Source organism: Paraburkholderia sp. (assembly GCF_035656215.1).
Lineage (GTDB): Bacteria > Pseudomonadota > Gammaproteobacteria > Burkholderiales > Burkholderiaceae > Paraburkholderia.
In genome coordinates this window covers 1-17,247 of record NZ_DASRSY010000348.1, presented here as the reverse complement: position 1 = coordinate 17,247, position 17,247 = coordinate 1, and the positions used below count along the sequence as shown (strand labels likewise).

At 61.5% G+C, this 17,247-nt stretch carries 14 protein-coding genes; 8 read left to right on the top strand and 6 right to left on the bottom strand.

All coding sequences use genetic code 11. The features are described from left to right. Nucleotides 1-193: 193 nt before the first annotated feature. The 3 genes from VFE81_RS20355 to VFE81_RS20345 all read right to left on the bottom strand — a co-directional run bounded on the left by VFE81_RS20355 (nt 194) and on the right by VFE81_RS20345 (nt 4,519). On the bottom strand, nt 194-2,107 hold the full coding sequence (locus VFE81_RS20355; protein ID WP_325046315.1) for a feruloyl-CoA synthase: 1,914 nt from the start codon (nt 2,105-2,107) through the stop codon (nt 194-196). 31 nt (nt 2,108-2,138) lie between these two features. Further along, a complete protein-coding gene (locus tag VFE81_RS20350) occupies nt 2,139-3,590 on the bottom strand; it encodes an aldehyde dehydrogenase (RefSeq protein WP_325046314.1) in 1,452 nt (483 codons plus the stop codon). Between the two features lie 101 nt (nt 3,591-3,691). Then, the gene (locus tag VFE81_RS20345; protein WP_325046313.1) at nt 3,692-4,519 is read right to left on the bottom strand and encodes a p-hydroxycinnamoyl CoA hydratase/lyase; all 828 of its coding nucleotides are present in this window, start codon (nt 4,517-4,519) and stop codon (nt 3,692-3,694) included. A 137-nt stretch (nt 4,520-4,656) separates the two neighbouring features. Here VFE81_RS20345 and VFE81_RS20340 point away from each other — a divergent pair, with 137 nt between their 5' ends. The 6 genes from VFE81_RS20340 to VFE81_RS20315 all read left to right on the top strand — a co-directional run bounded on the left by VFE81_RS20340 (nt 4,657) and on the right by VFE81_RS20315 (nt 11,962). Further along, nucleotides 4,657-5,157 (top strand): MarR family winged helix-turn-helix transcriptional regulator, encoded by a 501-nt coding sequence (locus VFE81_RS20340; protein WP_325046312.1) that lies wholly within the window; start codon nt 4,657-4,659, stop codon nt 5,155-5,157. 427 nt (nt 5,158-5,584) lie between these two features. After that, on the top strand, nt 5,585-6,790 hold the full coding sequence (mhpT, locus tag VFE81_RS20335) for a 3-(3-hydroxy-phenyl)propionate transporter MhpT (protein ID WP_325046316.1): 1,206 nt from the start codon (nt 5,585-5,587) through the stop codon (nt 6,788-6,790). 57 nt (nt 6,791-6,847) lie between these two features. Continuing rightward, entirely contained in the window at nt 6,848-7,987 is a 1,140-nt protein-coding gene (locus VFE81_RS20330; protein ID WP_325046311.1) for a porin, read from the top strand. A gap of 15 nt (nt 7,988-8,002) precedes the next feature. After that, complete coding sequence (locus VFE81_RS20325; RefSeq protein ID WP_325046310.1) at nt 8,003-9,736, top strand: tannase/feruloyl esterase family alpha/beta hydrolase; 1,734 nt, start codon at nt 8,003-8,005, stop codon at nt 9,734-9,736. Between the two features lie 393 nt (nt 9,737-10,129). After that, the gene (locus tag VFE81_RS20320; RefSeq protein WP_325046309.1) at nt 10,130-11,605 is read left to right on the top strand and encodes an ATPase domain-containing protein; all 1,476 of its coding nucleotides are present in this window, start codon (nt 10,130-10,132) and stop codon (nt 11,603-11,605) included. Nucleotides 11,606-11,611: 6 nt separating this feature from the next. After that, complete coding sequence (locus VFE81_RS20315; protein WP_325046308.1) at nt 11,612-11,962, top strand: response regulator; 351 nt, start codon at nt 11,612-11,614, stop codon at nt 11,960-11,962. Nucleotides 11,963-12,005: 43 nt separating this feature from the next. Here VFE81_RS20315 and VFE81_RS20310 read toward each other — a convergent pair whose 3' ends face one another. The 3 genes from VFE81_RS20310 to VFE81_RS20300 all read right to left on the bottom strand — a co-directional run bounded on the left by VFE81_RS20310 (nt 12,006) and on the right by VFE81_RS20300 (nt 15,195). Next, a complete protein-coding gene (locus VFE81_RS20310; RefSeq protein WP_325046307.1) occupies nt 12,006-12,974 on the bottom strand; it encodes an amino acid ABC transporter permease in 969 nt (322 codons plus the stop codon). A gap of 29 nt (nt 12,975-13,003) precedes the next feature. Continuing rightward, on the bottom strand, nt 13,004-14,287 hold the full coding sequence (locus tag VFE81_RS20305; protein ID WP_325046306.1) for an FAD-binding oxidoreductase: 1,284 nt from the start codon (nt 14,285-14,287) through the stop codon (nt 13,004-13,006). Nucleotides 14,288-14,355: 68 nt separating this feature from the next. Beyond that, nucleotides 14,356-15,195: a transporter substrate-binding domain-containing protein gene (locus VFE81_RS20300; protein WP_325046305.1), complete on the bottom strand. Its 840-nt coding sequence runs from the start codon at nt 15,193-15,195 to the stop codon at nt 14,356-14,358. Nucleotides 15,196-15,519: 324 nt separating this feature from the next. On the opposite strand from VFE81_RS20300, the gene VFE81_RS20295 reads away from it, so the two are divergent. Together VFE81_RS20295 and VFE81_RS20290 are read left to right on the top strand one after the other, a co-directional pair. Next, nucleotides 15,520-16,953 carry an MFS transporter gene (locus VFE81_RS20295; protein ID WP_325046304.1) on the top strand — a complete coding sequence of 478 codons (1,434 nt, stop codon included), beginning with the start codon at nt 15,520-15,522 and terminating at the stop codon, nt 16,951-16,953. Between the two features lie 16 nt (nt 16,954-16,969). Then, a partial coding sequence (locus VFE81_RS20290) for a CoA transferase (RefSeq protein WP_325046303.1) occupies nt 16,970-17,247 on the top strand: 278 nt, incomplete at its 3' end.

The window sequence follows — 17,247 nt, the reverse complement described above, 5'->3', positions numbered from 1 at the left end:
CAACACGCGCAGGGTGAGATAGAAGGAGCGTGAAACGCCTTTCAGGAGCGGGCCGAGAAGAAAGGCCCAGGTCGGATTCGGCATGAGTGGGATCAGGTCAGTATTGGGCAAAAATCAGGCGCTGCCGAATTGTATACGGCGAAACGCCTTTGCCGTGCGACGAGGGACCTGGAGTCAGCGAGCGACGCGTGCCTTAAGCCGCGCCACAAGCAGCCGCGTAAATCACAGCAGGATCGCACTGCGCAGTGTCGTACATTGCTTCGACGAGAGCGGCCCGGTGGGTCAGCACAGCGCGCTGGTTGATCGACCCTTTGTCGGTGATCTCGCTGAGATCGAGAGAAGGGGCGACGTCCATGAGTCGCAGGCGCGCGATAGTCGTCGCGCCGCCGGTTGCGCGCCGATTGAGCATGGCGAGCAGCCCGGCGAAATGGGCCCGCACGGCGGGTGCTTCGATCACCTCGCGCGGGCTTGCCGATGCGGACAATCCAGCCAGCCGCCGGCAATCGTCGAGCCGTGGAAACACCAGCAAGCCGACATCGTCCCGATTCATGCCTGCGACGACCACATCCTGCACATAAGGTGCCCCTTCGGAAATGACTCGTGCCCGCATTGGGCCGACGCTGACGAAGGTGCCCGAACTCAGCTTGAAATCCTCGGCGATGCGCCCGTCGAACAGCAGGCCGAGTTCCGGTCGCTCGACATCGACAAAGCGCAACGCGTCGCCGCTGCAGAAGTAGCCTTCTTCGTCGAAGGGGTTGTCCAGCTCGGCAGCGTTGGCGCGCCAATAGCCGGCCATCACATGCGGCCCGCGGTAGCGCGCTTCGAGCTTGTCGCCGATCGGCGCGAGTTTGACCTCGCAGCCATGCGCGGGTAGGCCGACGTAGCCGGCGCGCATGATCGGGCCCGTGGTGAACAGACACGACGGCGACGTTTCGGTCATACCGAGTCCGGCCATGATGCGAATGCGCTCGCCGCAATATTTTTCGGTGACGCGTTCGAGCCGGTCCCACGCTGCTTGCGAGAGCCCCGCACCCGCGAAGAAATAGATCTTCACGCGCGAGAAAAACGTCTCGCGCAAGTGTGCATCCTGCTCAAGCGCAATCGCCAGTTCTTCCCAGCCCTTGGGCACGTTGAAATAGATCGTCGGGGCGATTTCACGCAGGTTGCGCAGCGTTTCCTCGAACTTGCCGTTGACCGGTTTGCCGTCGTCGATATAGAGCGTGCCGCCGTTGTAGAGCGCGATACCTGCGTTATGGCTGCCGCCAAAAGTGTGGTTCCACGGCAGCCAGTCCACCAGCACCGGCGGCTCGTTCGCGAACTCGGGAAACGTTTCGAGCAGCATTTGCTGATTGCTGCACAGCATGCGGTGCGTGGTCGGCACGGCCTTGGGCAGTTTGGTCGAGCCAGACGTGAACAGAAACTTGGCGATGGCGTCCGGACTCACCGCTGCGTGGGCGGAGTCGACGGTGGTGGGCGCTGTATTCAGCAGATCGCTGAACAAGGTCACGCTGCGTGCCGCGGGCGGCTCCTTTGGCGCACTTGCCGACACGACTTCGACATCGGCCGCCACCACTGCCTCGATTGCCTTGGCATAGGCGTCATAGCCGCTTACGAGAACCAGACCCGGCGTCAATAGCTCGATCGTATGGCGCAATTTGCCGAAGTCGCCGGAAACAAGCGCGTACGCTGGAGAAATCGCCGCATACGGAATGCCCGCCCACATCGCGCCGAGCGCCAGTTGCAAATGTTCGAGATCGTTGCCCGAAAGAATCACGACGGGCCGCTCGACGGAAAGATCGCGCATCAGCAACGCTTGCCCGATCGCCCGGGCGCTTTGCAAAGCCCTCGCGTAACTTAGACCGATCCACTGACCGTCACTGCCGCGTCGCGCCGCCAGCCAACGCTCCGGATGATCGCGCGCACCGCTCGCGAGCCGGTCCGTCAGGCGTAGCGGATGCTCACCCAGCGGCTCGTCAGCGCGCAGGTACCACGTATCGCCGTGCCGTTGCGCGTGCAACGACGACGCGCCGATCGCCGTCGCGCGGTAAGGCATCGGCGTGCCGTCTCGCGCACCGGGGATGTTCGATTGTTTCGGCTCGGAATGCAAAGCCTGTCTCCTGTGTCTGTGTCTGTGTCGATCAGATCGGATAGTGCCGCGGTCCGGTTTGAATCGTTATCCAGCGCAGGTCCGTGAATTCGGCGATCGATGCCTTGCTGCCGAAACGCCCATAGCCACTCTTTTTCACGCCACCGAACGGCATCTGCGCTTCGTCGTGCACGGTCGGGCCGTTGATGTGGCAAATGCCCGATTCGATGCGCTTCGCCACATTCAATGCGCGAGATACGTCGCGACTGAATACGGCCGCAGACAGACCATATTCGCTATCGTTTGCCACCCGGATCGCTTCTTCGTCGCCGTCCACGCGCTGCACCGTTACCACCGGGCCAAAAGATTCCTCGGCGTACAGTTTCATCTCGCGCGTCACGCCGTCGACAATCGCCGGTTGCATCACAGCGCCTTCAACGGTGCAGCCCACAGGCAGCTTTGCGCCCTTCTCACGGGCATCCTCAACGAGCGCCTTGATGCGTTGCGCGGCTGCCGTACTTTCGAGCGCGCCGAGTACGGAACCGGCTGCGGTCGGATCGCCCGCCTTCAGGCATCGCGCTTTAGCCGCGAGCCTATCCACCAGCGTATCGGCGATCTTCCGGTCGACAATCACGCGTTCCGTCGACATGCAAATCTGCCCCTGGTTGAAAAACGCGCCGAACGCAATGCCGGCCACGGCCGCATCCAGATCGGCGTCGTCGAGCACTATGACGGGCGCCTTGCCGCCAAGTTCGAGCAAGGCCGGCTTCAGATGCTGTGCGGCATGTTGCGCAACGATGCGACCAACCCGCGTCGAACCGGTGAAATTGACCCGGCGCACCGCCGGATGAGCGATCAGCCGTTCGACGATCGCGGGCGCATCTTCGGCGGAATGCGTGACCACGTTCACCACGCCGTTGCCAAGACCGGCTTCCTGCAACACGCTGGCAATCAAACGATGTACGCCTGGACAGCCTTCAGAAGCCTTGAGCACGACCGTATTGCCGCAGGCGAGCGGCATGGCAATCGCCCGCGTACCGAGGATCACCGGCGCATTCCACGGCGCCATGCCGAGCACCACGCCGCACGGCTGGCGCACGGCCATCGCGAGACTGCCCGGCACGTCCGACGGAATCACGTCGCCGTCGATCTGCGTGGTCATGGCGGCGGCCTCACGCAGCATGTTGGCGGCCAGCATGACGTTGAAGCCATACCAGTTCGGCATCGCGCCCGTTTCGGCGACGCCGGTTTCAATGAATTGCGCCGTGCGGGCGTCCATCAGATCGGCTGCGGCCAGGAGGCGTTTGCGGCGTTCGGTCGGCGCCATTGCGGACCATGCCGGAAACGCGCGCGCGGCGGCTTCCACGGCGGCGTCCGCATCGGCTAATGTCGCGGCCGGCGCGCGTGAGGCCGCGAGGCCGCTGGCGGGATTGATCCGCTCGAAGGTCTTACCGTCCGATGCGCCGCGGCTCTCGCCGCCGATCAACAACGTTACTTCATGCATGTGTCTCGTCTCCTCGCTCTCTCACTCGTCTCGCCAGTCTTCAAGCGCGCCCGCTTCCGGGGCGTAAATCCGCCTGCATCCACGTTAGCGTCTGCGCTGCATCAGCGCTTGTAGGTTTGCAAACCCGGCTTGATCGCTTTCTCGTCGAGGAACTGCTTCAGACCCTGCTCACGGCCGCCTTCGGGATCGCGCAGTTGCGCCTGATCGAGCTTGGCGTACAGGTAGTCTTCGTTCTGATCCCAGGTCAGTTCGCGGCAACGCTTGAAGCCGTTCTTGGCTGCGCGGAGCACCACCGGATTCTTTTGCAGCAGTTTTCCTGCGAGAACACGTGTGGCTTCGCGCAGTTCGGCACGCGGCACGCTGTTGTTGACGAGGCCCATTTGCGCCGCTTCCTGACCGGTGAACGTCTCGCCCGTCATGATGTAGTAAAGCGCCTGACGATGCCCCACGGTATCCGCCATCGCCTTGCTCACCAGGTTGCCAGGCGGAATGCCCCAGTTGATTTCGGAAAGCCCGAACACCGCTTCGTCGGCGGCAATCGCCAGATCGCACGCCACCAGCGGCGAGAAGCCACCACCGAAGCACCAGCCGTTGACCATCGCAATGGTCGGCTTCGCGTACATGCGCAGCAACTGCCACTGCCAGCGGCACGCATCGCGGCGAATCTTTTCCTGCAGGATTTCCGGGCCGGCGTCGACTTCGCGGAAATACTCCTTCAGATCCATGCCTGCGGTCCACGCGTCGCCCTCACCCGTCAACACGAGAACCTGCGCTTCGGCGTCCAGCTCGACTGCTTCGAGCACCTCGATCATTTCCTTATTCAGCGTTGGGCTCATCGCGTTGCGCTTCTCGGGGCGATTGAATGTGACCCATGCAATTCCCTCTGTGACATCGACCTTGACGGTGTCCCAACGACCTTCGTAATTCATCTGTTTTCTCCGTGAACATTGACCGCGACAGCGGCCTGATGAACCCATTTAATATCAGGCCGCCTGATATGTAAAGTGGAATTTCACGGGCTCGGGGCAAACCCCTATCGGCGGAATCCGTCGTGAGGCGCGCTAAGATGCGGGCTAGACCGAACCTCCTGGCCACCATGAGCAAAAATCAAAATTCGCCCGCCGAGCCCGCCACCACGCGCACCCGCCGTTCTAACCTGCGGCTCGCCTATGTGATCGGCAGTCTCGACCGTATCCTGCGGCGCCGCATGACCGAGGCGCTCGCGCCACTCGGTCTGACGCTCGCGCAGTTCACCGCGCTTTCGGTGCTCGATGCGAAGGGCCAGGCGTCCAATGCGCAAGTTGCCGAGCGCTCCTTCATTACGCCGCAATCCGCCAATGAAGTGATGAACGCCATGGCAAGCCGGAACTGGGTCAGCCGCGAGCCGGACCCCACGCACGGCCGCATCGTGCTGCTGCAACTGACTGATGAAGGGCGAGCCGTGCTGCGCGAATGCGAGCAGGCCGTCAAGGCGATCGAGAAGCAGATGATGGAAGGCACCGATCTCGAAGCGGCCGGCGCGGTACAAACCCACCTCGAAACTTTCGTGCGCAACCTGCGCGGCTAACGTTCCTGTCTCTGCAAACGACTAGGTGTTTTCACCGAAGCATTTGCGCTTGTGTTATCAGCCTACCTGATATTAAATCCAGTCCACGATGCAGCGCATGGAGACACGCTATATCGCTTCGAGGCAAACGGACAGCAAAGCGGGCATCGAACCGATGTGCTGCATGCTGCGGCTTTCGCTGGGCTGTTCCTGAGCATCTCATCGTGACCGCCATGGCGGTCTGAGTCCCGCTTCGCCGAGACTGCCTGGAACGCCAGACGGGCCGGCGCGACGCAACCGCAGCCGCAGCCGCTTCTGCACAGAGCCGGCACACCAGACGGCGACTCGACACTTGCCGTCCTTCGGCCACACCGGAAAAACACGCACTTTAATAAGGATCACTAACGTGAAAAGAACCGGAACTTTACCCTCGACCGAGGCTCCCGCCATCCCGTCAACGTCCAGTCGGACAGGCGTCTTTGTCACACTAGGATTGTGTTTTGCCATCGCTCTGCTCGAAGGGCTCGATCTGCAGTCGGTCGGCGTCGCTGCGCCGCGCATGGCACGCGAGTTCGGTTTGTCGGTCGGGCAAATGGGTCTCGCGTTCAGCGCGGGAACCTTTGGCTTGCTGCCGGGCGCGATGTTCGGCGGACGACTCGCCGACCGGATCGGCCGCAAGCGCGTGCTGATGATTTCCGCGTGCCTGTTCGGCCTGCTGTCGATCGCGACCGCGCTGGTGAACGACTTTCACACGCTGGTGATCGTGCGTGTGCTGACCGGCATCGGCTTAGGCGGTGCATTGCCGAACCTGATCGCGTTGTCGTCGGAAGCGGTCGAGCCGCGTTCGCGCAGCACCGCGGTGAGCGTGATGTATTGCGGCATTCCGTTCGGTGGCGTGATCGCGTCGGTGATCGGCGTGCTGAGCGCGGGTGACACCGAGTGGCGTCACATCTTCTACGTCGGCGGCGCAGGACCGCTCGTGCTGGTGCCGCTATTGCTCGTGTTTCTCGCGGATTCGAAGGCATTCACCAGAGCCTCTAAAGACGGTCATGCGAAGCCCGCGCCGGTCGGCGAAATCCTGTTCGGCGGCACACGTGGTTTGTCCACCGTGCAGATCTGGGTCAGCTACTTCTGCACGCTGATCGTCCTCTACTTCCTGCTCAACTGGCTACCGTCACTGATGGCGGCAAGCGGGCTGTCGCGCGCACAAGTGGGCTACGTGCAGATCTTCTTCAACATCGGCGGCGGTATCGGCGCGTTGTGCATCGGCATGTTGATGGATCGCATGCGCCCGGGTGTCGTGGTGGCCGGCATGTATGTCGGGATCATCGCATCGCTCGCGGCGCTCTCGATGGCGCCCGGCTTCAGCGCGCTCGCCACCTCTGCGTTCTTCGCGGGGATGTTCGTCATCGGCGGGCAATCGGTGCTGTACGCGCTTTCTGCGGCGTTTTATCCGACCGCCATGCGCGGCACCGGCATCGGCGCCGCAGTGGCGGTGGGGCGTATCGGCTCGGTGGTCGGGCCGCTGGCCGCGGGGCAATTGCTGGCGATGGGCCGCAGTTCTTCGACGGTCATCGGCGCGAGCATTCCCGTCACGCTGATCGCCGCCGCTGCGGCGTTGCTGTTGCTGCGCCGTCCGCGCGCCGACGACTGACCCGTCATACAAGACCTAACAACAAACACTTCCATCAACGGTTTGGAGAGACACTTCATGCAAGCATCTGCACGCCTTCTTCTTTGTGGCACATTGTGCGCGGTCAGCGGCGCAGCAGCAGCGCAATCGAGCGTGACGCTCTACGGCATCATCGACACCGGCATCGAATACGTATCGCACGCGAACGCCGCGGGCAAGAGCGTTTTTCGGATGCCGTCGGTTACCGGCGAACTGCCTTCGCGTTGGGGCCTGCGCGGCAATGAAGACCTCGGCGGCGGCTATAGCGCGGTGTTCGCATTGGAAAGCGGCTTCAACGTGCGCGGCGGCGATCTCGGCCAGGGCGGCCGGCTGTTTGGACGTCAGGCGTTCGTCGGCATCAGGAGTCCGTACGGCACGGTGTCGTTCGGACGTCAATACACGATGACGTACCTCGCGTTGATGGGCGCGGATCTGATCGGCCCGGATATTTACGGCTTGGGCTCACTCGACGCCTACGTGCCAAACGCTCGCGCTGACAACTCGATAAATTACCTCGGCACCTATGCGGGCGTGACGTTCGGCGCGAACTACTCGTTCGGCCGCGACGCCACGGGCACCGGCAACTCGCCAGGCCAGGGCACGTGCACCGGCTCAGTGGCCGGGCATGCGACGGAATGCCGCGAGTGGTCGGTGATGCTTAAGTACGACGCGCCGCTGTTCGGCATCGCGGCGTCGTACGAGGAACAGCGCGGCGGGAGTACAGCGGCGGCGAACTTCTTCGATGGCGTCGCACCGACGCCGCTCACCAACGCCGCCGACAAGGACATCCGCACCCAGGTCAGCGCATACGCGAACATCGGCCGAGCAAAGATTGGTGCGGGCTGGCTCAATCGCCGCGTGGAACCGTCGGCCTCCACGATTGCAGACGTGCGCTCGAATCTGTTCTTCGTCGGTGCCTCGTACTTCGTGACGCCCGCCTTCATTGTCGACGGCGAGGTCTACCACATCACCAACAGCGACCACGACACGCGCGCCACGATGGGCACGCTGCGCACCACGTATCAGCTTTCGAAACGCACCGCTGTCTACGCGCAAGGTTCGTATCTCGCCAACAGTGCGAAGGCGCGCTACTCGGTCAGCGCCGGTGGCGGCGGCACGACACCCACGGCAGGCACCGGCCAGACCGGCGTGATGCTCGGCATTCGTCATTCGTTCTAGTCCCGGAGATACCGCATGAAGCACACCTCTATCGCTCTGGCAGCGGCTACGGCGCTCACGCTCGCCGCATGCGGCGGCAATGACGTCGGCGACCCGACTACCACGAGCACGAACGCAAGCGCCCTTCCGCAACTGAGTGCAGCAACTCCCGGCACGCTCGCCGGCAATTGCGCGGCGCTCAGCGCGAAGCTCACCTTCGCCAACACCGTCTTCACCTCGGTGACGGACGTGGCGGCCGGCACGCTCAACGTAGCGGGCAAACCGATCGCCGAACACTGTTTGATCCAGGGCAGCATGAATCAGCGGGTCAGCAGCGTCGACGGCAAGACGTATGCCATCGGCTTTGAAATGCGTCTGCCGCTTGCGTGGAATGGGCGCTTCTTCTATCAGGCTAACGGCGGCCTCGACGGCAATGTGGTCACCGCTACCGGCGAGATCGGCGGCGGCGGCCCGACCAACGACGCGCTCAACATGGGCTTCGCCGTCATCAGCTCGGACGCGGGACACAGTTCGGCGCAAAACCCACTGTTCGGTCTCGATCCACAGGCGCGCCTCGACTACGGCTACAACGCGGTCGCCACACTCACGCCGATGGCCAGGCAGGTGATCAAACTCGCCTACGGCAAGGGACCGGACCGCAGCTATTTCGATGGCTGCTCCAACGGTGGCCGTCATGCCCTGGTCGCGGCGGCGCGCTCGTCGGCTCAATACGACGGGATCATTGCCGGCGACCCGGGCTTTCATTTGCCGAAAGCGGCGATCGGCGAGATGTGGAGCGCTCAGCAATTGGCGAAAGTGGCGACCGCCACGACCGCGAACGGCTTGCCCGATATCACGACCGGGTTTACCGCTGCGGAGCGCCAGATGGTGGCGTCGAAGATATTGGCCAAATGTGACGCGCTCGACGGCGCCAGCGACGGCCTCATTCAGGATATCAAGGCATGCCAGGCAAATTTCAACCTGGCTACCGACGTCCCCACCTGCACAAGCAACGTGCGCGACGGAACCTGTCTGACGAGCGCGCAGAAGGACGCAATCGGGAATGTCTTCTCGGGGGCACGCAACGGCGCCGGTACTGCGCTGTATGCCAGCTTCCCGTATGACGCCGGTCTCGGTGCCGGCTGGTCAGCCTGGAAGCAGGCCAACTCGATCACCCTCGATCCGGCCGCGGCGGCGTTCACGTTCACCACGCTGCCGCAGAGCGCTTCAGTGTTGAGCCAGTTGTCGGCCTATGCGCTGAACTTCAACATGGATACCGACGCACCGAAGATCTTCGCCACCGCCGGTGTTTATAGCGAGTCGGCCTGGTCGTTCATGACGCCACCCGACGAGACCAATCTCAACGCATTGAAGCAGCGCGGCGCAAAGTTGATGGTCTATCACGGCACGAGCGACCCGGTGTTTTCGTCGAACGATACGACTGACTGGTATCAGCGCCTCATGACAGCCAACGGCGGCGACGCGTCGAACTTCGCCCGTCTTTACACGATCGCCGGCATGAACCAGTGCTCCGGTGGCCCGAGCACCGACCAGTTCGACATGCTCACGCCGATGATCGCGTGGGTCGAACAGGGCAAGGCGCCGGACAGCGTGGTCGCCACCGCGCGCGATGCGAGCAATGTCGTGCCGAACGCGGACGTGCCTGCCGATTGGGGTGCAGCACGCACGCGGCCGCTCTGCGCGTATCCGAAAGTGGCCCGTTATCGAGGCGGCGGTGATAACGCTGCAAGCAGTTTCGCGTGCAGCTAAGGCCTAACTGAGTCGCAGCCGGATTCTAGCGGCTCCCGCAGAAAACGCATCCCCCTCGCTCATGATCTGTTTTTGCATGTGCGAGGGAATGCCCGTCCTGTTTCTCGCGGTCTTCCCTTCGTTGCACCGTTTTGTAAAAACCGCTTCTGCACGCCGCCGCTACCTACCTGCAAGCGGAACCCCTCGCGCACCATTGCGCCGCCCGCGCCCACGCCTTTCGCCAAGTGGACGGAGGCCAGGCAGAATTCCCGCATCCAATGCCGATACGCACCATCGCCGTCCACGCGCGGGAACGCGAATTGCTGGCACGGTTAGTTTGAGTGATAGACGATCCGTCTGGGTTCACTGGCGAGCTGTCTGTCGCTCCTCCGCACCCAGAACGGCATATCGACAATGACTTTTCACGAATCTCAGACGTCCTCCCGGTCCAACGTGGAAACGGGTGTCCCCGGCCTCGACGAGATCCTCGGCGGAGGTCTGGTCAGCGGCGGTGTCTATCTGCTTGAAGGCATGGCCGGCGCGGGCAAAACGATTCTGTCGAGCCAGATCGGTTTTCATCGTGTAAGCAAGGGCGAAAAGGTGTTGTACATAACTTTGATCGCCGAGTCGCACGACAAGCTGCTGGCGCACCTCAAGGGTCTGAGCTTCTTCGACGAGAGCGCCGTTGCGCAGCAGATGTTCTTCGTGTCCGGCTATCACGAGCTGATGCAGGAAGGTCTCGACGGCTTCCTCAAGCTGATTGCGACGAGCATTTCCGACTACCGTCCGAGCCTCATGATCATCGACGGTTTTCGCAGCGCACGCGAATTCAGCGAAACCGAACTGTCGCTGTCGAAGTTCATCCACGAATTGAACGCACTGGTCGCGGCAATGGATTGCACCACGCTGTTGCTCGCGCCGCTGTCCGGCAACGAACCGCATCCCGAGCACACGCTGGTCGACGGTCTGATCGAACTGAGCCGCTACAACGACGGTATGCGCCGCGCGCGCGAAATCGAAGTGCACAAGATGCGGGCGCGCAACCATCTGATGGGTAAGCACTTCTTTCGCATCGCCGAAAGTGGGCTTCTGATGTTCCCACGTCTGGAATCGCAATGCGCCGCGCAACCCGGGCCAGTCGATCTGAAAACGCGACTCGGCTTTGGTCTGCCGCATCTTGACAGTCTGCTCGGCGGCGGTTTTGCCCAAGGTTCCACGACCACGTTGATCGGGCCGTCGGGTGTCGGCAAGACCTTGCTTTGCCTGCAGTTTCTCGCAGCCGGCGTGGCGCGCGGCGAACGCGGCGTGTATCTGGGCTTTTACGAGGGGCCGCAGCGGCTGATCGGCAAAGCCGAGGCCGTCTCGATCGATCTCGCCGACGCCTACAACGACGGCCGCCTCATGATTCAATGGCAACCCGCCATAGAACTGGCAGTCGACGAACTCGCGGCGGTCGCGCTCGCCACGGTCAGGAAGACCGGCGCGAAGCGGATCGTGATCGACGGCGTGGAAGGTTTCCGCGACTCGGCCTTGCGAACCGAACGCTTCGGCCTGTTCCTGAATGCGCTCCTTCATCAACTGCGGGAAGCCTGCGTCACCGCGATATTGACGGAAGAACTGCCGCTTTACGCCGACCCCGGCCACGCGAAGAGCGTACGGGTCTCCGCGTTGACCGAGAATCTGGTGCTGCTGCGCTACGCCGAAACAGACAAGGGTTTGCGGCGCCTGATTTCCGTGGTTAAACAGCGCGAAAGCGCCCACGATACGTCTCTGCGCGAACTCGTGATTTCGTCGCAGGGCCTCGATGTAATCGGGAGCCCGGTCGGCCCCACCAGCGTGTATCCGGCGCAAGGCTTGTCGGCCACGCTGACGCCGCGACCCAATACCTAGCCGCCCATGAAAACCATCCTGGTCGTGGACGACGAGTTCGACATCCTCACGGTCTGGCGACTGTTGCTGGAGCGGCAAGGCTATACCGTGCTGACGGCGTCCAACGGGGCCGCCGCACTTGAACAGATCCGCAAGACCCGGCCCGACATCATCGTGTCGGATTGCATGATGCCGGTCATGTCGGGGCTGCAACTGTGCGCCGCCCTGTTCGCCGACCCCGATCTGCGCGCGATTCCGATCATTCTGTGCAGCGCGGCCGCGGACATCCCCGTGCAACCGAATCCCACCATCGAATACGCACGCAAGCCGCTTTCATTCGACACCCTTCTCGCCATGCTGAAGCGGATGGCGGTTTGACGACGCGCGTATTGACAATCAAACAACCGATCGGCAACGAGCGTCATCGCGTGGATTTCCTGTATCTGCGTTCAATACGGGACTGGATCACCTCCAGCATCATGGACAGCAACCAGTAAACCAGCGCTGCGGTAATCAGCATTTCCATATGTCGGAATTCACGCTGCCCCTCGGTAGTCGCCACGTACGTTAACTCCCATACGCCGACGACGGATACCAGGGAACTGTCCTTAAGCATTGCGATAAATTGATTCCCGGTCGGCGGGATAATGATCCGCATGGCCTGAGGAAGAATGACCAGCCGCATCATCATGCCGTGAGTAAGACCGAGCGCACGGGCCGCGTCCCATTGCCCTTTGGGGATGCTTTGAATGCCGGCCCGGAAAATCTCGGTCATGTAAGCGCCGTAGCAGAGCGACAACGCAGCAACGCCGGCGGGTATCGGGTTGACGATGTAACCCAACTGCGGCAAGCCCAGATACAAAATGAAGATTTGCATCAGCAACGGCAAGCCGCGAAACAACGACGTATAGAACGTCGCAATACCAATCGCGATACCATTCGACGACAGTTTGGCAAGCGCACCGATCAGTGCAAGCACAAACGCAATCGCAATCGAGATTGCGGAGATGTATAGCGTCGTCGTCGCGCCCTGTATCAGCAGATAGCCGATTTTTCGCTCGATGAATTCGAAGCTCAGGTTGAATGTGGAGAAAAACAGCACCACCAGCAGCGCCAGTTCAATCCACACGACGATGATCTGCAGTCGCACCGACAGACGTAATAGCAAATAGCAATTCGCGACAAATGCCGCGACAGCCATGGCGCTGCCTATCAGCTTCCTGAGCAGATCTGCATCCATGCCGACCGCTGGAAAGCCGTGCGCCGCACCGGCAATCCAGTCCGGTGCGACGTGCATCGCGTAATAGCCGACGATCAGTAACAAGCCAAGCAAGGCCAGAACGACACCCGGATTTCGCTTAGGGGTTCCGGCAACGTCTTCCGCAAACATGTCTGTCTCCAGATAAGCTGACGCACTTTTTATGCTGCGCGCTCTCGCATGAAATCCATTAGCTGGTAATACCAGTACGTGAGCTGAACGGCTGCGGTGCCGGCTGGGCCACCGTTCCATTGCAAGCCAAAAGGCGCGAATATCCTGTATCGATCGGTCTCACCCGCAATGCCTTGCGCTATCAGCCGCCCGCCGATCGCCGTCGTATTCATCCCGTGGCCGCCAAAACCCATGCAGTACCACACGCCCGTTTGCAGTTGGCCGATCAGCGGCATCAGATGTCTTGCATACGACATCCGTCCGGACCACGCGATCGCCACTTTCAGATCGCTCAACTGTGGATAGGTGTCGACCATGCGCTTGCGCAGGATTTCGGCCAGACGATCCGGCTCCGACGTGCGCGTCGTGATCATGCCGCCCCACAGAACGCGCTCGCCGCCGTCCACCAGGCGGTAATAATCGCTGGCTCGACGGCTATCCCCCACGGATGCCGTCGTGCGAATCGCTGTAGCGATCTCTTCTTTGGCCGGTTCGGTCAAAAGCATATAGGTCGAGATCGGCAGATAACTGCGAGCCAGTTCAGGAACCAGGCCACCGGTATAGCCGCCGCAGGTGAAAATGACGTCACGGGCGCTAACAGTCCCGCCAGCGGTCTTCAGCCGTTTAATAGCTGAAGTCGAGTCGAACGATACGACTTCCGAGTCTTCGAATACCTGCCCACCCAGGCGATCGATCTCCGCAACCAGCGCACGCGCGTAGTTCAGCGGATGAAAGTGGAAAGCTCGCCCGTCGTATAGCGCCTGACGGTATTTGCTCGACACCAGCAATTCGCGCACTTCTTCATGTGATTTGAACGCGAGGTCATACTGAAACTCATGCGCCATCCACGATTGATGGGCGCGCATTTCAGCGGCGTTCTCATGACGGGAGGTGCGTAACACACCGTGAATCTGCTGTGCGTCGCGAATATCGAGTTGCGCAATATTGCTGGCCACAATGTCGACGCCTTCTATCGACATGCGGTAGATGGATTTGGCATCGTCGATGCCCGCACGCTGGGCGATTCGAGCAAAGCCCGTTGAATAGCCGGGGCTGACGACGCCACCGTTGCGGCCCGACGCTCCCCACGATACGCGTTGCGCCTCCAGCAAAATGACCGAGCGGCCACGCCGGAGCAGTTCCAATGCAGCGGTAATGCCTGCCAGGCCTGCGCCAACGATGCAGACGTCGGTTTCTTTGACACCGCTTAGCCGCGGTCTTGACTCAGAAGTTCGAAGGGTCCGCGTGTAATACGTGTCCAGGTAAGAAGCCATCTTGTGAGCCGCACCGGTTATTGTTCTTGTCGGTCAGGCGGTGCGGCGGCGCAAGCCGCCGCTACCGTTCATTGGGTGTAATCGCGACCGAACCACTTCATGCTTATTTTGGTCAACGTGCCGTCCTGCTTCATCTGGTGGACCACGTCGCCGACCTTCTTGTCCCATTCCGCGTCGCCCTTGTCGGCAACGATGGCAAGCGGTTCACGATACGCATAGTCACCCGGGACGATCTTCACCGGATAGCCGCTCTTGATCGCCGCGAGCGCGGTCTGCTCCGGCGTGATGATGCCGTCCAGACGCTTGCCGTCGCCGAGACGAAGGTCATCGTAGGGGAGCATCGAGTCCGTGTACGTCTTTATTTCCTTCGGCTTCTGCGACATGTACTTGAACGCCGGCACATCGGGACCTGCGATTTCAAGGTGGCCTTGCACGTAGTCTTCCGAAGTGGTGCCCGCTTCCACGCCGATGATCTTGTTGTTCAGATCCGCGCGTGTCGTGGCTTTCGAGTCTTTGTTTACAACGAACACGTATGGGCTGTAGTAATAGACAGCGGGGAAATCAAGCAGTTGGGCGCGCGGTTTGGTCGGCGTCACGGAAAGCACCGAGAGGTCCCAGCGGCCGTGCCAATGTCCGCCGGTCATCAGACTGAACTGCGGCGTATCGAACGATACCTTGACCCCGAGGCGGCGCGCGATTTCCTTTGCGACGTCGATATCGAAGCCGTCGAATTCGTGTTTGTCGTTCAGGAACGCCTGCGGAGGCCATTTGCCGCTCGTCGCCACCACCATGTTGCCGTTCTTCATGACCCGGTCCAGTGTCGCGCCTGCCTGAGCATTGATCGCGGTAAGGGCAACGGTCGCGCCGATCGTGAACCCTAACAGTCTGCCTAGAATTGTCGTAACCATGTTGCAAGTCTCCTGTTTATTGTTTTGCTGCACGGGTAGCCTGAAAGGCTCCTCGTGGTTCCGTCCTTGCTGGCGCGAATGTACGGCGCGAACGGGAGACGCGCTACCAATATAAAGGCATCAGGTCGTTCCGCAACTGCATCAAGTCCGCCTGGCGTGGATCGCGCAGGCTTGCCGTTTGACTAGCTGAATGCCAACAGAGCCTAGGTGAAACCCCGAATTCCTGACAAGCGTCACACAGACTAACCTCTGCACACTTATTAAATAGAACGTCGTTCTATTAGACAGAACGACGCAAGCAAAAGACACTCGAAGGAGGATTCCATGGCAAGCCTGCCGATCGACACACCCGGCGCGTCGCCCCATTCAAGCACCGGTGCGCCAGCGCTCACGACCGGCGTCAACGCTCGCATTGACCGTCTGCCGGCGACGCGCGCGATCTGGATGCTCGTGTTCCTGCTGTCGATCGGCGGCTGGTTCGAGTTCTACGATCTGTTTTTCACGGCTTATGTCGGCCCCGGCCTCGTCAAAAGCGGGCTGTATGCGACCACAACCGCATCGTTCTTCGGCGTGTCCGGGCTGGGCGCGTTCGTAGCGGCGTCGTTCGCCGGGTTGTTCATCGGCACGTTCTTTCTGGCGGGCATGGCGGATCGCTATGGCCGCAGAACCGTGTTTACCGTCTCGCTGCTGTGGTACTCCGCGGCCACGCTGATCATGGCGCTGCAAACCACCGCGCCGGCCATCAACCTGTGGCGTTTGATCGCGGGCATCGGCGTGGGCGTCGAACTGGTGACGATCGACACCTACGTCAGCGAACTCGTGCCGAAGCATCTGCGCGGCCGTGCATTCGCTTTCGTTCATCTGGTGCAGTACACCGCCGTGCCGTCGGTCGCCTTGCTTGCGTGGTGGCTGGTGCCGCAAACGCCGTTCGGTGTCGACGGCTGGCGCTGGGTCGTGATCATCGGCGCGCTCGGCGCGGTAGTCGTGTGGGCCATCCGCCGGCGCGTGCCGGAAAGCCCGCGTTGGCTCGCGCAGCAAGGCCGCGCCGCCGAAGCGGAACAGGTCCTGCAAGCGCTCGAAGCAAAAGTCGCGAGGCAATACGGCAAGCCATTGCCCGCCCCTGTACCGACTGTCGAACCGGCCACCACCAAGGCCGCCTTCCGCGAAATCTGGCAGCCGCCGTATCGCAAACGCGCGATCACGATGCTCGTGTTCAACCTGTTCCAGGCGATCGGCTTCTACGGTTTCGCATCATGGGTGCCCACGCTGCTGGTCTCCAAAGGCGTGACCATCACGCACAGCCTGCTGTACTCGTTCGTCATTGCAATCTCGAATCCGTTCGGACCGCTGATCGGTATGGCGATCGCGGACCGCATCGAACGTAAGACGCTGATCGTGCTGTCGGCACTCGGAATCGCCGTGTTCGGGAGCCTGTTCGCGATGCAAACGTCGCCTGCCATGCTGATGACGCTCGGCGTGCTGATCACGCTTTGCGGCACGCTGCTCTCAGTCGGCTATCACGCGTACCAGACCGAACTGTTCCCCACGCGTTTGCGGGCGCGCGCCGTCGGTTTCGTCTACTCGATGTCGCGTTTATCCGCGATGTTTTCCGGCTTCATGATCGCCTTCGCGCTGCGCCACTTCCAGGTGCCGGGCGTGTTCGCGTTGATCACGGTGTCGATGGTGATGGTCATGGGCGCGATCGGCATCTTCGGGCCGCGTACCAACAATCGCAATCTCGACGAAATTTCGCACTGAACAAGAGACTTCAAAGATGACGCTGCCGTTGGCTGGAGTGCGGGTACTGGATTTATCGAATGTATTGGCGGGGCCGTTTTGCGCGTATCAACTCGCGTTGCTCGGCGCCGACGTGATCAAGGTCGAGCACCCCGAAGGGGGCGATCTTGCACGGCGTTTAGGCGCCGACAAGGAAGCGTCGACGCGCAACATGGGGGCCTCGTTCGTTGCGGTGAATGCGGGCAAGCAATCCATCACGCTCAATCTGAAAGACCCGCGCGGCAAGACCATTTTGCGCGAGTTCGTCAAAACCGC

What these genes read in the sequence shown, in the direction of transcription:
- VFE81_RS20325 (WP_325046310.1), top strand. Translation starts at nt 8,003, where the DNA reads ATGAAGCACACCTCTATCGCTCTGGCAGCGGCTACGGCGCTCACGCTC.
- VFE81_RS20300 (WP_325046305.1), bottom strand. Translation starts at nt 15,195, where the DNA reads ATGGTTACGACAATTCTAGGCAGACTGTTAGGGTTCACGATCGGCGCG.
- VFE81_RS20310 (WP_325046307.1), bottom strand. Translation starts at nt 12,974, where the DNA reads ATGTTTGCGGAAGACGTTGCCGGAACCCCTAAGCGAAATCCGGGTGTC.
- VFE81_RS20350 (WP_325046314.1), bottom strand. Translation starts at nt 3,590, where the DNA reads ATGCATGAAGTAACGTTGTTGATCGGCGGCGAGAGCCGCGGCGCATCG.
- VFE81_RS20305 (WP_325046306.1), bottom strand. Translation starts at nt 14,287, where the DNA reads ATGGCTTCTTACCTGGACACGTATTACACGCGGACCCTTCGAACTTCT.
- VFE81_RS20345 (WP_325046313.1), bottom strand. Translation starts at nt 4,519, where the DNA reads ATGAATTACGAAGGTCGTTGGGACACCGTCAAGGTCGATGTCACAGAG.
- VFE81_RS20340 (WP_325046312.1), top strand. Translation starts at nt 4,657, where the DNA reads ATGCGGGCTAGACCGAACCTCCTGGCCACCATGAGCAAAAATCAAAAT.
- VFE81_RS20315 (WP_325046308.1), top strand. Translation starts at nt 11,612, where the DNA reads ATGAAAACCATCCTGGTCGTGGACGACGAGTTCGACATCCTCACGGTC.
- VFE81_RS20295 (WP_325046304.1), top strand. Translation starts at nt 15,520, where the DNA reads ATGGCAAGCCTGCCGATCGACACACCCGGCGCGTCGCCCCATTCAAGC.
- VFE81_RS20330 (WP_325046311.1), top strand. Translation starts at nt 6,848, where the DNA reads ATGCAAGCATCTGCACGCCTTCTTCTTTGTGGCACATTGTGCGCGGTC.
- VFE81_RS20320 (WP_325046309.1), top strand. Translation starts at nt 10,130, where the DNA reads ATGACTTTTCACGAATCTCAGACGTCCTCCCGGTCCAACGTGGAAACG.